Annotated in this window: 13 protein-coding genes and 2 pseudogenes; 8 read left to right on the top strand and 7 right to left on the bottom strand. The window is 69.6% G+C overall.

Translation table 11 applies throughout. From position 1 onward, the window contains the following. Position 1 precedes the first annotated feature (1 nt). Together ACZ4TV_RS03095 and ACZ4TV_RS03100 are read right to left on the bottom strand one after the other, a co-directional pair. Positions 2-583, bottom strand: coding sequence for a carbonic anhydrase (locus ACZ4TV_RS03095; protein ID WP_468130081.1), 582 nt, complete (start codon positions 581-583; stop codon positions 2-4). Positions 584-1898: 1315 nt separating this feature from the next. Continuing rightward, positions 1899-2336, bottom strand: a complete 438-nt coding sequence (locus tag ACZ4TV_RS03100) for a hypothetical protein (protein ID WP_468130082.1) — start codon at positions 2334-2336, stop codon at positions 1899-1901. Between the two features lie 605 nt (positions 2337-2941). Between ACZ4TV_RS03100 and ACZ4TV_RS03105 the strand changes: the two genes are divergently transcribed. Continuing rightward, positions 2942-3919, top strand: coding sequence for an L-threonylcarbamoyladenylate synthase (locus ACZ4TV_RS03105; RefSeq protein ID WP_468130083.1), 978 nt, complete (start codon positions 2942-2944; stop codon positions 3917-3919). A 374-nt stretch (positions 3920-4293) separates the two neighbouring features. Here the strand turns inward: ACZ4TV_RS03105 and ACZ4TV_RS03110 are convergent. Next, positions 4294-4437: pseudogene (locus ACZ4TV_RS03110) on the bottom strand (carbonic anhydrase); the annotation flags it as partial. 340 nt (positions 4438-4777) lie between these two features. Between ACZ4TV_RS03110 and ACZ4TV_RS03115 the strand changes: the two are divergent. Then, positions 4778-5638 (top strand): hemopexin repeat-containing protein, encoded by an 861-nt coding sequence (locus tag ACZ4TV_RS03115; protein ID WP_468130085.1) that lies wholly within the window; start codon positions 4778-4780, stop codon positions 5636-5638. Between the two features lie 731 nt (positions 5639-6369). Next, positions 6370-6633 (top strand): hypothetical protein, encoded by a 264-nt coding sequence (locus tag ACZ4TV_RS03120; protein ID WP_468130087.1) that lies wholly within the window; start codon positions 6370-6372, stop codon positions 6631-6633. A 5-nt stretch (positions 6634-6638) separates the two neighbouring features. Here ACZ4TV_RS03120 and ACZ4TV_RS03125 read toward each other — a convergent pair whose 3' ends face one another. The 3 genes from ACZ4TV_RS03125 to ACZ4TV_RS03135 all read right to left on the bottom strand — a co-directional run bounded on the left by ACZ4TV_RS03125 (position 6639) and on the right by ACZ4TV_RS03135 (position 8594). Next, on the bottom strand, positions 6639-7298 hold the full coding sequence (locus tag ACZ4TV_RS03125; protein WP_468130089.1) for a hypothetical protein: 660 nt from the start codon (positions 7296-7298) through the stop codon (positions 6639-6641). Further along, positions 7231-7869, bottom strand: a complete 639-nt coding sequence (locus ACZ4TV_RS03130) for a hypothetical protein (protein WP_468130091.1) — start codon at positions 7867-7869, stop codon at positions 7231-7233. The genes ACZ4TV_RS03125 and ACZ4TV_RS03130 overlap by 68 nt, the downstream gene beginning before the upstream one ends. A gap of 170 nt (positions 7870-8039) precedes the next feature. After that, the gene (locus tag ACZ4TV_RS03135) at positions 8040-8594 is read right to left on the bottom strand and encodes an EF-hand domain-containing protein (RefSeq protein WP_468130093.1); all 555 of its coding nucleotides are present in this window, start codon (positions 8592-8594) and stop codon (positions 8040-8042) included. 260 nt (positions 8595-8854) lie between these two features. Here ACZ4TV_RS03135 and ACZ4TV_RS03140 point away from each other — a divergent pair, with 260 nt between their 5' ends. Both ACZ4TV_RS03140 and ACZ4TV_RS03145 read left to right on the top strand, forming a co-directional pair. Beyond that, entirely contained in the window at positions 8855-9577 is a 723-nt protein-coding gene (locus tag ACZ4TV_RS03140) for a hemopexin repeat-containing protein (protein ID WP_468130095.1), read from the top strand. A gap of 108 nt (positions 9578-9685) precedes the next feature. After that, positions 9686-10327, top strand: coding sequence for a carbonic anhydrase (locus ACZ4TV_RS03145; RefSeq protein WP_468130097.1), 642 nt, complete (start codon positions 9686-9688; stop codon positions 10325-10327). A 71-nt stretch (positions 10328-10398) separates the two neighbouring features. On the opposite strand, the pseudogene ACZ4TV_RS03150 reads toward ACZ4TV_RS03145, so the two are convergent. Continuing rightward, positions 10399-10893: pseudogene (locus ACZ4TV_RS03150) on the bottom strand (Sua5 family C-terminal domain-containing protein); the annotation flags it as partial. Positions 10894-11065: 172 nt separating this feature from the next. On the opposite strand from ACZ4TV_RS03150, the gene ACZ4TV_RS03155 reads away from it, so the two are divergent. From ACZ4TV_RS03155 to ACZ4TV_RS03165, 3 genes are all read left to right on the top strand, one after another. Further along, positions 11066-12112 (top strand): YihY/virulence factor BrkB family protein, encoded by a 1047-nt coding sequence (locus tag ACZ4TV_RS03155; RefSeq protein ID WP_468130099.1) that lies wholly within the window; start codon positions 11066-11068, stop codon positions 12110-12112. A gap of 39 nt (positions 12113-12151) precedes the next feature. After that, a complete protein-coding gene (locus ACZ4TV_RS03160; protein ID WP_468130101.1) occupies positions 12152-12700 on the top strand; it encodes a phosphatase PAP2 family protein in 549 nt (182 codons plus the stop codon). A gap of 90 nt (positions 12701-12790) precedes the next feature. Further along, on the top strand, positions 12791-12985 hold the full coding sequence (locus tag ACZ4TV_RS03165) for a YegP family protein (RefSeq protein WP_468130103.1): 195 nt from the start codon (positions 12791-12793) through the stop codon (positions 12983-12985). Positions 12986-13026: the final 41 nt, after the last annotated feature.

The raw sequence follows: 13026 nt of genomic DNA on the forward strand, positions 1-13026 counted from the left end.
CTCACAGGGCTTCGAACGTGTCGGTGTCCGGGCGGTGTTCGCGCACGGCTCCGGTATGAACTTCGTAGTACCAGCCGCGCAGCCGGAGTTGACCTGACGTCAGCCGCTTGTCGACGCAGGGGTAGGAGCGCAGTCGCAGCAGCTGCGTCAGGACGTGGTGCTGTACGGCCTCGGCGACCGTCGGGTCGGCCGGGTCCGCGCACGTGGGCTCCTCCGCGGCGTGCGCGAGCCAGTCACGTACGGCGGGGACGGTGTCCAGGTCGTCGCCGCGCACCACCGCGCCCACGGCGCCGCAGTGCGAGTGGCCGCAGACCACGATGTGCTGGACGCCGAGGACCTCCACGGCGTACTCGATGGTGGCCGCTTCGCCGGTGGGGGTGCCGGAGCCGTAGGGCGGGACGATATTGCCCGCCGTACGCAGCTCGAACAGTTGGCCGGGCCGGGCGCCGGTGATCAGGGCGGGTACGACCCGGGAGTCGGCGCAGGTGATGAACAGGACCTCGGGGGACTGGCCTTCGGCCAGTCGGGCGAACTCCTCAGGGCGCTGTCCGAACGTACGGGCGTTGTCGATGAGGGGTTGCATGGCGTGGTGACTCCTCCTGGCGCGTCGTGTGGACGCGTCGGGTGTGCAGGGCAGGTGTGTGGTGGTGGGGGGCTGCTCTGCTGATCAGCAGCGGAACACCTGGAGTGCAGTGATGGAGTGCGGTCTCGACGATCTCGCCGTATGGGAGTCCGCGGAACCGGGCGTGGCCGGTCGGAGCGTCGTCGAGGCGCGGTGCGCCGGCAACGGGTGTTCAGGCACCCCTGGGTTGTCGGCGGTGCGTTGCCGGTCGCGGGTGCGCAGGGGACCGGTCGGGTCACCCGACAGCCCGGTGTCGTGACAGGTGATGACCTGGTCGCGCGAAGCCGCCCCGGAGGGCTTCGTTCCGGATTGGGCCTTGGCCACGGCGTGACGTGCCGTGTGCGCAGACGCGAAGGAGGCGGCAGGGGCAAGGAGCTGAAGGGCCATCAGGAAGGTGGCGAGGATCGAGAACGCGGGCAGAGTCGCCGGACCTCGGTTCACGTGCCTCCCTCCAGGCGGTTCGCAACGTCTAGGGAACACCAAGGATAGGTCAACGACCCGTCAAGTACGACGATAACTCGGCAAAGTTGTTTGCAGAGTTAACCGAACGTTACGAGTTGAAATTTGCCCGAAAATCATCGGTTCGTTGACGCGGACCGTCTCCTGAGCGACGGATGCCAACCGTGTATGGAGCGTGCGGTTCATCGCCTCAGTGTCCCGAGCGCCTGAGCCGATGCGTCGACCCGAGTGGCCCTCAGCCATGTGGTTCCGCGGACGGCCGGCGGTGAGAGCCACACTGGGACGCTGCATGGCTGCGCGGACGTCGGGGACTACCGGGCCAGCGCTCCCTCTCGGTACGGGGCGGGGCTCACGCTCAGCTCGCCGGCGAACGGTCGGTCGGTCGGTCGAGCGATCCGACGCGACGCACCTCCGGCTGCGTGGCGGTGATCAGGCGGAGGGGCGAGGAGCCTGTACCGGCCTTGACGCCTCCGCCCCCGAGGCCGGTCCCGGCCCCGCCCTCGCTCACGGACTCAGTTCCCAGCCGACGTGCCATCCCCGACTCGGCTCCGGCCCGTAGCCCTCGGCGGTCGGCCTGTCCGGCTGCCGACCCTGTCATGCCTCGCCCGTCCCGGGCGGACGGTGCTGGTCCCTGCGGAGGTCGAGCATGGCGCAGTGGAACGATCCGCCGAGTGCCTGGACTGGACATGACGGAAGCGGCAGGGCAGAGGCGTCAGGCCCAGCGAGGTCAGGAGCGCCTGGAGCTTCTCGTCCCCGGCCTCGACCACGACATGGTGTTCGTCGACGACGAGGAGGTTCATCTTCAGCCAGGGGCTGGTCATGCAGAGCGGAGGTCCTGGGGTGGGGCCGGGCCACGGGGCGGGTACGAGTTCCCATCCGTCCAGCGGCGTACCGGGCCAGGGCGGCCGGGTGCAGCCGCTCGGGGTTGCATGGCGTGCGGGTCGACGGGGCTCAGGAGGTGAACCTGTACGTCCGGCCCGAGCCGGGCCCGCAGGTGCTCGACCCCGGAGCGGTTGGTGACATGGCTGAGCTGGCCGACGACCGTACCCGGCCCGAGCCGCAGGAAGTCGGCGTCGTCCCAGGCGGGACGCGCCTCCCCCACCACCCAGGGATCCGGCCGCGACGGACCGGAGGCGAACGGGGCGACCGGATCGATGTCGAGGTCCACCTCGGCGGGCAGCCACCGGGCGCCCGCCCGGCGCCAGCCGTGATCAGCGGCCAGTACGCCAGCAGCTCGTGGCGACGGCTCCGCCACGCCATGGGCGCCTCGACCAGCCGGTCTCCCATGACGAGTAGAGCGTCCCGGGGCATGGCCGCGCAGTACCCGCCCAGCGCCGCCAAGGGAAGCCGGCGAAGCCGGTCCACCCGGCAGCCCAGGCCCTCCAGGAGATCGGCCAGGCCCTGGAGTTCTTCCTCGGCCCCGGCCACGACCTCAGGCGGAAACGGGTGCCCGGGCCGGAACGCGTTCTGCACCGCCTGTCCGCGCGACAGCGTGCTCGTCGTCGGCGACGAGATCATCGAAACCCCGATGGCATGGCCGTGCCGGTACTTTTCGACGGGCTGATCAACAACCGAACCTCCTCCATCCTCATCACCGTCCCGGAGACCCGAAGCGGCCTCCTCAGGAGAGGGGACAGCCCGACCCGGCGGCCACGTCGTGTACTCATTGGCGTGACACTGCGCCACACCCTGCAGTGGACCCCTGGAATTCGCCCGCGCGGCCACTGCGGGGGCCTCCCCCGCGCCCGCCGTGACGGCTTTCATGCGTCCGGGGCTCACGATTACCGTCGGCCTAGGTTCGTCGTTATGCGCCGATGGGACCGCGGAACGCGGGGAGCAGAGCAGTGAGAGGATGCGAGGGTGACGGCAAGAACCAGTGACATAGAGAAGGCGGCCGGTGTGCTGCGCGCCGGAGGCTTGGTGGCCTTCCCGACCGAGACTGTCTACGGTCTGGGCGCCAACGCAGAGGATCCCGCCGCGGTCGCGCGTACCTTCCAGGCCAAGGGGCGCCCGCCCTCGCACCCGCTGATCGTCCACATCGGCGGCGCGGAGCAGCTGGGTGACTGGGTCGAGGACGTGCCCGCGACCGCGCGCCTGCTGGCCGAACGCTTCTGGCCGGGGCCACTCACGCTGGTCCTGCGGCGCGGTCGCCGGGTGCCTCTCGAAGCGACGGGTGGCCTGGAGACGGTGGCGGTGCGCGTGCCCGACCACCCCGTCGCACTCGCGCTCCTGTCGGCCTTCGGCGGCGGTGTCACGGCCCCGTCCGCAAACCGCTTCGGTTCGGTCAGCCCCACAACGGCGGACCACGTCCGTGCGGAGCTTGGTGATGCCGTCGACTTCGTCCTGGACGGCGGCCCCTGCGAGGTCGGCGTCGAGTCGACCATCGTCGACGTCACAGGCGAGATCCCGAGCGTCCTTCGGCCCGGCGGGGTGACGCGCGAGGACCTCGAAGCGGTGCTGGGGTACCCCCTCGCGGTCCCCTCGACCAGCCGCGTCCGGGTGCCGGGCCAGCATCCGTCCCACTACGCGCCGCGTGCGCGGGTCGTCCTCGTCGAGCCCGAGAAGGTCGTCGCCGAAGCGGAGCTCGCGCAGGAGCTGGGGCACCAGGTCGGCGTCTTCCTCCCTGCCTCCTTCGATGGCGCTCAGGTGAAGGCGCACGCCGTGGTGGCGCTCCCCGCATCGATGGCCGCCTACGCGCGCGGGCTGTACGGGTTCCTGCGCGAACTCGACCAGCAAGGGTGCGACCTCATCGTCGCGTCCCTGCCGGTGGAGGAGGGGCTGGGACTGGCGATCGCCAACCGGCTCCGCCGCGCCGCGGGGCCCCGACCCTCCGAGTGACCAAGGTCGTGCCCACCCCTCACTGCTCCCGGACGCGGCTGCCAGGCGGATTCGTGGCGGATGCGGCTGACGCTCACCGGCCTGGCAGGCCGGGCACAGTTCGTCACGCCCCTCGTCCCTCGTCTGTGATCACGGTTCCCCACCTGCGGCATACATCGCAGCCCAGGGCCGGGGCCGGGTTGGCGCGAGGGGTGAGTTCGGCAGCGTGAGTCAGGCCTTATGGGCTCTTCGTCCGTATGTAAGGGCTGCAGCCCACCTGCAAACAAAGTCACTATGAGTAACCGACACTGGTCGTTGAGTTGTGGCCGTCGGCGATCAGCGCCGAGGAGCTCCGCAAGGTCGTGCCAGGCCTTCAGGAACGCTGAACACCGGCATCACGAAACCGCGTCTGCGGGCACCTCAAGGCCGCGGGCGGCGACCAGGCGGGCCGTTCCGTCGGCCAGCCGATACGACAGCCCCACCACGGCGGCCTGCCCGGCTTCGACCGCCTGCGCCAGGACGCGGGAGCGGGGCACCAGCCTGGCAACCGGCTTCACCAACGCCACCACCGCCGCGCACGACCCCTACCCCCGTGGTGCCCAAGCTGCATCGCCTCCTGCCGGTCTTGGCCGCCACTGATGGATCGGCGCGGGGCACCTCTCTAAATGCTGGCCATCTCGGGTGAACGCAGTGCTGGTGCCTGCCTCCTTCTCCTTCGGGCCTGCCACTATTTGGGCGAACTGTGTGGGATTGGGGGTGAGGATGGCCCCGTGACGCGTGCCTTGCGCGGCGGGATGGTCGGAGAATGCGACCCCCGCGATCATCGAGCGCAGCAGCAGCAGGAGGTCCACTGTGGCGAACCATGTATACGCCGTCACCATGGGAGACAGCTTTATCTCAGGCGAAGGGGGCCGGTGGCCACAGGACGGCACCGGCAAGAAGACGGCGGTCTACCTGAAGTGGGAGCCTGCGGCGGACAAGCTCGACGAGGAGTTCACCCAGGTCTTCGCGGGATCCTGGGAAGGGACCCCGGACCAGCAGAGCTGGCTCCGCGCAGCGGCATCCTCGGGCCGGAGCATTCCGTCGCTCTACCTTCCGAAGACGGGCAAGATCTACTTCCTGCACGGGGATACCTACCTGCGCTGCACGCTTGCCACGCACACGGTCGATGAAGGCTTCCCGAAGTCGATCGGCTCGTACTGGCCGGGGCTGAAGTCCGTCGGCTTCGACAGCGGGATCGACGCGGCCCTGTGGTGGGACGAGAAGACGGTCTATTTCTTCAAGGGCGATCGGTACGTGCGCTACAACCTCGAAACCGACAAGGTCGACGAGGGCTACCCCAAGACCATCGGCTCCTACTGGAACGGCTTCAAAGAGGCGGGCTTCGGCAGCGGCATCGACGCGATCATCCGCTGGGACACGGAGTGGGCCTACGCCTTCAAGGGTGACCAGTACATTCGCTTCCACATCCCCACCGACAAGGTCGACCAGGCTCCCAGGAAGACCACCATCTCCTGGAAGGCGATCGCGGAGGTCCCCGCGAACCGCGTTCTGACGATCTTCCAGGCCCCGGATACCCCAGGCCTCGACCACAAGGTGATTCTCCAGAGCTACCCCTCACCAGTGCCGGCGAAGAACCGCCGCTTGGTCGCCAGTATCTGCCGTTCCAGCCCTTCCATTGATGACGTCGTGGTGGCGTTGCCCGATCACAACGACTGGACCCCGTCAAAGAGGTCATGATCAAGCCCTCTCGACATCGCGCAGGAACAGCCCGGGCGCTGTCGAGTCACGCCAGGAGATGGCGGCTTCGCCCGTGAGGTGGTGGTTCATCACCTGCTGGTGGCGCCCTCGCGTCAGTACAACAGGACTGCTGACGCTGATATGGCCTGCTGCCGGTCAGGAGTTGTATAGGCGAAGCTCACCCCGTTCGGCGCTGGCCGGGTCGGCTGAGCGGGGTGACGCGGTGGGCAGTGGCGTCGCTGCGCAGCAGGTATCCGTCTCCTGGCTGGTGGAGACGTTGAGGACGTGCCGCTCGAATGGATCTCTTACGGCTACGGCTACGGCCTGCAGGTCCGCGACGCGGCTGATCAGTGCCCGAGTCGTCACCGCCCGGAGCCTGGCGAAGGAAGCGGCCGCCAGAACCATGGCTGACCCAGGCCCTGCCCTGCCCTGCCCTGGCCCAGATCGTCCGATCAGGTGTAAATGCAACACTCAGAGCACATCGTGAGCGGTGTGATGGCCCGAGTGGTGTCAGATGGAGGTGCCCGCCAGGGCACCGCGGCCCTCCCGGAACGGCGGGCGCCCGCCGACTCCTCGCCCCTCGAAGCCTCAGTCACGTCGCCCGGGGGGCGGGAGACGGTGTGAGGACCACCGGCCGAGCAGCCCCGACAGCCTCGGCACCCTTGGGCCGCCCGGGCGGTTAAGCGACACGGACCACGTGGGCTGGTCGTTACACCAACATGACCGACTTCATGGTGCAGATCCCTGCCGACTGGCTGGCCCGGGTCTTCCTATCGCTGCGCCGGAGCGCATCGGACGATGCGAAGGCCCTGGCAGCAGAGCTGCAGCCGTTCACGGAGAAGCCAGGTCAGCGGGTACCCGTCCCGGGAGCGACCGTACTGCGCACGGAGTTGGCCTTGCGGGGAGAGATCGAGATCGCCGACGAAGAAGGCCGGCGTGCGCGACTGTCCGAGGAAGCCGAGTACTTGATCAAGGCCCGGCTCCCCCGCCAGTAGGTCCGTTAGATATCCATGCTGACGTGCGTCGTCGGAGTGCTGGCTGAGCCACCACTCGGACGGTCCTCGGGTCTGCCCGCGGCGGCCGGGAGCTCCAGCCGCGGCGACCACGCCCCGATCTCGCATGCCACTACTTGCGCAACGGGTACGGGGCCTGCGGGACCCTCCTCCGGGCACGCCGTGTCTTCCTCACCCGAGCGGTGCCTGACCGCGCTCCCTGCGGAGGTCGAGGGTGGCACAGTGGAACGAGCCGCCAGGGCCTGGACGTTGCGGAAGGGCAGGGGAAGCGGAGACATGCCGTACGAGTCGAGCAACGCCTGGAGCTTTTCGTCGCGGGTCTCGACCAAGACGTGCTGATGGTCGACCACCAGCAGGTTCATGTTCACCCAGGGGCTGGTCATGTACAGCGGCGGATCGTCGCGTGGCACGGGGTCAGGGGCGGGGACCAGCCCCCAGCCGTCCAGCGGGCCCTCTGCCAGGAGGGCGGGAACGATCCGCTCCGGGTTGTACAGGGCCAGGCCGTCGCGCAGCGGGCACAGCGTTGTGTCGATGCGCATGGCGCGCGGATCGTCCACCGGCAGCAAGTGCACCGATACGTCAGGGCTCAACCGGGCGCGCAGGTGGGCGACGCCGGAGCGATTGGTGACGTGGCTGAGCTGGCCCATCACCGTGTGCGGGCCAAGGCGCAGGAAGTCGGCGGCGTCCCAGGTCGGCCGGCCCTCCCCGATGGCCCACCGCCCCGATCCCGATGGCCCACCGCCCCGATCCGGATGGCCCGCCGATGAGGGGGTCGACGCCCAGGTCCACCTCCGACGGCAGCCAGCGTGCCCCCGAACGGCGCAGCTGCTGAAGCAGCGGCCAGTAGGCGAGCAGTTCGTGACAGCGGCTGCGCCAGGCCATTGGCGCCTCGACCAGCCTGTCCCCCATGACGAACAGGCCATCGCGGGGCATGGCTGCGCAGTAGCCGCCCAGCCCGGACCACGGCACACGGCGCGGCCGGTGCACCACACACCCCATGCCCTCCAGCAGCTCGGCCAGAGCCTGCAACTCCTGCTCCGCGGCCTCGACGATCCACGGCGGGAAGGGGTAGTCCGGGCGGAACGCGTCCCAGTGCTCTCGGGGCATGGTCGCCTCGATCATGCCCCGGTCCTCGGCGGGGAACATCGACCCGTACGCGGTGCCGACCACCACCTCGCGCAACGGGCTCCACTCGTCGCACGCACCCAACATGGCCATCCGCTCCCCGGCCCGTCGAAGGCCACCGCCCCGCGTCGTCGCGTCCCCGGGGCGGCTATTCGCCCGCGCGAGCCGCCCTCTTCAGCGTCGGCAGAGCCCGTACGGTGAGTCCTGCGCCGGCGCGGTCCTGCTCGTCGCATTCGCTCATCGTCGTCGCGGCTGAGTGCGGGTCAGGCAGGATCCGAAAGGGACCGCCAACTCGGCCCGTACAGCAGCGCCGCCAGGCCGTGCCGGTGCCCCGCACCGTTGAAGTCGTTCCAGCTGATCACACCGTCCCCGTCCGAGTCGATCAGCTCGAACGCGGCGTCCGCCGCCTGAACCGGCACGTCTTCGAGCTCGCGCCACGCCACGAACTCGCGGCGGTCCATCATCCCGTCTCCGTCCCGGTCGGCCACGTTGAACTGCGCGTGCAGTGCCGCCATCACCTCCGGCGACCCCGAGGGCTTGCCGGAATCCGAAGAGGGAAGGGAGCCGACCCACGCCCGGTACTCCTCACGCGTGATCTTCCCATCGTGATCGCGATCCACAAGCTCGGCCTGCTTCTGCCACACCGCGAGATTCGCCTCGATGAGGGCGCGTCCCTTGGGCGAGCTCGGCCCCATGCCGTACGACTGGAGCATCTTGTCCGCGCTCGCCCGGTAGTCGTCCTCGGTGAGCACTCCGTCACCATTTGTGTCCAGCCGGTCGAAGATCTTGTCGGCCGCCGCCACCCTCTCGGTACCCATGCCGCGAGGCTAGGCCGAGTCCCTCCCCGTACCGGCGGATTCCCGCGCCCGGGGGCGTGTCATGCCAGGAGAGGGCGCCATGGGCCGCGGTCGACCACTACCGGGCCCGGGAGGAAGCCAAAGCGGTTACGGCCTGGGCCGTTTGGCGGAGCGTGAACGGGGGAGCCCGGGTGACCCGGCCGCGAGGTGCTTCCCGACGCCGCAAAGAGATCACTACCTCTGGAGGAGCAAGGGCTACGGCACGACGGTTTGGAGGGCAAGTGAGTCAGGACGACGAGACGCAGGCGATGTACGGATGGGCGTACGTGGAGGACGGGGACGGCAAACGCCTCCTCATCCGCTTCTCCGAGAGCGGCGACGAGCTCGACGAGGCCTTCACCCGGCCGCTCCGGAAGGCGTTCGACGGGGCCCCGGACGCCCTCAAGTGGCTGGCAGAGGCCGAGACCTCCGGGCGCCCGGTCCCGTCGCTGTACCTGCACAACACCGGCAAGCTGTACCTGATGCACCACGCGGAGTACGTGCGCATCACGCTGTCTACCAGGACCGTCGACGCTGGCTTCCCGAAGACGATCAGCGCGTACTGGCCGGGCACGAAGGAAGCCGGGTACGCCGATGCCGTCGACGCCGGACTGTGTTGGAGCGAGGAGCTCGCGTACTTCTTCAAGGGCGGGCAGTACGCGCGCTACAACCTCAGGGCGGACAAGGTCGACGAGGGCTTCCCCAAGTCCATCCCCAGGTACTGGGGAGGTATGAAGGAGGCCGGCTTCGACAGCGGCATCGACGCCGCCGTGCGCTCGACCGACCAGAAGGCGTACTTCTTCAAGGGTCCGCAATACCTGCGCTACGACATCCCCGCCGACCGCGCCGATCCCGGATACCCGCGCAAGATCACCGACCACTGGAAGGCGCTCGACCGCCTGAAGGTGCGACGGGTCCTGTCCATGTGGAGGGCTCCGCGCGGGGCCGCCGCCGCTCCTCTTTGAGAGTCCGGGCCGAGGCCGCCCTCGCCCGGCGTCTGGGACTGCCGACGGGCAGCGGCGGGGCTCACCCCTCGTGGCGCGGTGACCTGGGCCTGGTCGTAGTCTGCGGCTATGACTGACACCTCGACGCCGACTCCCGCGCAAGCCTTCGAGATGCTGCTGGCCGGCAACCAGCGGTTCGTCTCGGGAATACCGGAGCACCCCAACCAGGACGCCGCACGCCGCTCCGAGATCGCACCGGCCCAGAACCCCTTCGCGGTGCTGTTCGGCTGCTCCGACTCCCGCCTGGCCGCAGAGATCATCTTCGACCGGGGGCTCGGTGATCTGTTCGTGGTCCGCACCGCGGGCCACGTGACCGGGCCGGAGGTACTGGGCAGTATCGAGTACGGGGCAAGCGTGCTGAACTGCCCCCTGGTGGTGGTGCTCGGCCACGACTCATGCGGCGCGGTCGCGGCCACCCGTGCGGCGGTGGAGGACGGAGTGGCAGCGCCCGGGTACGTTCGGGACGTCATCGAGCGGGTCACGCCGAGCGTGCTGGCTGCCCGCGCCGCCGGCCTCACCCAGGACAGCGACATCATCGCCGAGCACGTACGGCACAGCGTCGACCTGCTGCTGGACCGCTCCCGGGTGCTCGCCGACCAGGTGAAGGCCGGACAGACCGCCGTGGTGGGCCTGTCCTACCGGCTGGCCGACGGCAGCGCCCACCTGGTCACCACCCGCGGCCTCGACGTCACCGCCGGCTCCGCGGCGTGACCGGAGACCGGCCAGCCCTTGCACAGCCGCGTCAGGCCGCGCATGGCCCACCACCGAGCCGGTCATGCTGCCTACCCCGTACCTCGTGTCGGCCTTGCCCCAGCCGCGGACTGCGAGGGGTGCCATGGGTGGGGAATCGTGATCAGTGGCGGGGGCCGGGGTTCGGCGGCGCGGCGGAGCCGGTTGGCGATCGCGAGTCCCAGCCCCTCCTCCACCGGCAGGGACGCGACGATGAGGTCGCACCCTTGCTGGTCGAGTTTGCGCAGGAACCCGTACAGCCCCCGGGCGTAGGCGGCCATCGAACCGGGGACCGCCACCACGGCGTGCGCCTTCACCGGAGCGCCGTCGAAGGAGGCAGGGAGAAAGACGCCGACCTCGTGCCCCAGCTCCTGCGCGAGCTCCGCTTCGGCGACGACCTTCTCGGGCTCGACGAGGACGACCCGCGCCCGCGGCGCGTAGTGCGACGGATGCTGGCCCGGCACCCGGACCCGGCTCGCCGTAGGGACCGCAAGCGGGTAACCCAGCACCGCTTCGAGGTCCTCGCGCGTCACCCCGCCGGGCGAGAGAGCAGCATCACCCGCGCCTGTCCGGCGACCACCACCTGCCGTGGTGGGAGTTCGTTGAAGTCCGTGGAGCGAGCCCGCCGCACGGTGACCTCTCGCCAGCAGGGCAAACGTGTCCTCGGCATTGAGGTGGGAATGGAGGCATGGGCTGCGCTGGTGTGGAAAGCCGCCAGGTATGGCACCCATCTCACCGAAGCCAGGTCGCAGAGACGACCACGACCGCTTTGACGGGGACCGGGACAACCATGCCGGCCCGGATGAGCGGGCGGAGGAGCGCGCACCGGACAAGCTCACCGAGCTACCTAAACGTTCCTGGGGGGCGGTGCTGCGCGGCACCTTCAAGGAGTTCAAGGATGACGAGCTGGCCGACCGGGCCGCGGCGCTGACCTACTACGGCGTGCTGGCCCTCTTCCCCGCCCTGCTGGTCCTCGTCTCCCTGCTGGGTATCGCCGGGGAGTCCGCGACCAAGCAGGTCCTGGACAACCTCCAGCGGCTCACCCCTGGCCAGGCGCGTGATGTGATCAGCAGTGCGGTGCAGCAGCTGCAGGGCAATGCCGGTATCGGCTCGATCCTGGCGATCGTGGGCCTGGCTGTCGCGGTGTGGTCCGCCTCCGGGTACGTGGCCGCCTTCATCCGTACCTCCAACGCCGTCTACGACATGCCCGAGGGCCGCCCCGTCTGGAAGGTCCTGCCGCTGCGCCTGGGCCTGACCATCGTGCTCATGATCCTCGCCGTCGTCAGCGCGCTGATCGTGATCTTCACCGGGGGGCTGGCCCGGCAGGTGGGCACCGCCCTGGGAATCGGTGACACTGCGCTGACGGTGTGGTCGATTGCCAAGTGGCCGGTCCTGGTCCTCCTCGTCACGATCATGATCGCGCTGCTGTACTGGGCTGCTCCGAACGCCAAGGGCCGCGGGTTCAAGTGGGTGACCCCGGGCAGTTTCCTGGCGCTGCTGATCTGGATGATCGCCTCGGCCGGCTTCGCGTTCTACGTCGCGAATTTCGCCTCTTACAACAAGACGTACGGCACCCTCGCCGGGGTGATCATCTTCCTGGTGTGGTTGTGGATCACCAATATCGCCATCCTTCTGGGGCTGGAGTTCGACGCGGAGATGGCCCGGCAGCGCGCGATCGCCGGCGGACACCCCGAGGACGAGGAGCCCTACGTCCCGCCGCGCGACATGCGGAAGTGGAGTGATGAAGACCGCCGCCGGATGGAGTGATCACGGTCTGAACGGTCCCGGTGGGGGTAGCCGCTGACCATGAGGCTTCTGGCGTCCCTGCGCGCGGGCGAGAACCGGCTGACCAAGCGCACGGCGTCCTGGGATTCGGTCTGGGCGCGTAGCCTGCTGCCGCCGGTGGAGGATGCGGCCGAGCACACGAGGCTGTGGTGGGCCGCCGCCGCCGTCATGGCGGCCGGGGGCGGATGGAGGGGCCGCAGGGCCGCGGTGGCGGGCGTTGCGGGCATGGCGGTGGCCGAACTCCTGTCCAACGGGATCGCGAAGCAGCTCGTCGAGCGGCGCCGGCCCCCGAAGGAATGGTTCCCGCACGAGGACGTCGAGGACCGGCCGGATAGCTCTTCCTTCCCCTCCGGGCACACCGCAGCGGCCGTCGCGTTCACCGCCGCCGTCGCTCCGACCTGGCCGTCGGCGGGCGCCGCGTGCGCCGTGCCCACGGTTTTGGTGGCGATCGAGCGGGTCCACAGCGGCGCGCACTACCCCTCCGACGTTGCGGCAGGAGCCGCCATCGGGCTGGCGGCGGCCGCTGTGGTGCGGGTCGCGCCCCGCCTGCTGCTGCGCCACTTCAGGTGAAGCGCCGGCCGTCGGCGCGGGGTGCCCGGCCGGTTAGCGGGTAGGCGCGCCACCGACAGCAGCGTGCACGTATCCAAGGGAGGTCAGGCCATGGCGGCTCGCTTCGAGGTCCGGCACCAGGGCGGCAAGGGCCATCACTTCGTTCTGATCGCGACGAACGGACAGGTCATCGCCACCAGCGAGCGCTACGAGAGCCACCGAGCCTGCCTGAACGGAATCGATTCGGGCAAACGCAACGCCGACGCCCCCATCCAGGACGCCACCGGGACCCAACCAGGCAGCTGAGCGGCGCGGCGCCGCCCCCGCAAGGCGGGTGGCCGCCATCG

This window comes from Streptomyces sp. NPDC028910 (assembly GCF_055564955.1).

Excerpts from the sequence above, each read along its gene's own strand:
- ACZ4TV_RS03145 (WP_468130097.1), top strand. The coding sequence starts at position 9,686 with ATGACTGACACCTCGACGCCGACTCCCGCGCAAGCCTTCGAGATGCTG.
- ACZ4TV_RS03130 (WP_468130091.1), bottom strand. The coding sequence starts at position 7,869 with ATGGCCATGTTGGGTGCGTGCGACGAGTGGAGCCCGTTGCGCGAGGTG.
- ACZ4TV_RS03095 (WP_468130081.1), bottom strand. The coding sequence starts at position 583 with ATGCAACCCCTCATCGACAACGCCCGTACGTTCGGACAGCGCCCTGAG.
- ACZ4TV_RS03160 (WP_468130101.1), top strand. The coding sequence starts at position 12,152 with ATGAGGCTTCTGGCGTCCCTGCGCGCGGGCGAGAACCGGCTGACCAAG.
- ACZ4TV_RS03120 (WP_468130087.1), top strand. The coding sequence starts at position 6,370 with ATGGTGCAGATCCCTGCCGACTGGCTGGCCCGGGTCTTCCTATCGCTG.
- ACZ4TV_RS03115 (WP_468130085.1), top strand. The coding sequence starts at position 4,778 with ATGGGAGACAGCTTTATCTCAGGCGAAGGGGGCCGGTGGCCACAGGAC.
- ACZ4TV_RS03135 (WP_468130093.1), bottom strand. The coding sequence starts at position 8,594 with ATGGGTACCGAGAGGGTGGCGGCGGCCGACAAGATCTTCGACCGGCTG.
- ACZ4TV_RS03165 (WP_468130103.1), top strand. The coding sequence starts at position 12,791 with ATGGCGGCTCGCTTCGAGGTCCGGCACCAGGGCGGCAAGGGCCATCAC.
- ACZ4TV_RS03155 (WP_468130099.1), top strand. The coding sequence starts at position 11,066 with ATGGCACCCATCTCACCGAAGCCAGGTCGCAGAGACGACCACGACCGC.
- ACZ4TV_RS03125 (WP_468130089.1), bottom strand. The coding sequence starts at position 7,298 with ATGGGCCAGCTCAGCCACGTCACCAATCGCTCCGGCGTCGCCCACCTG.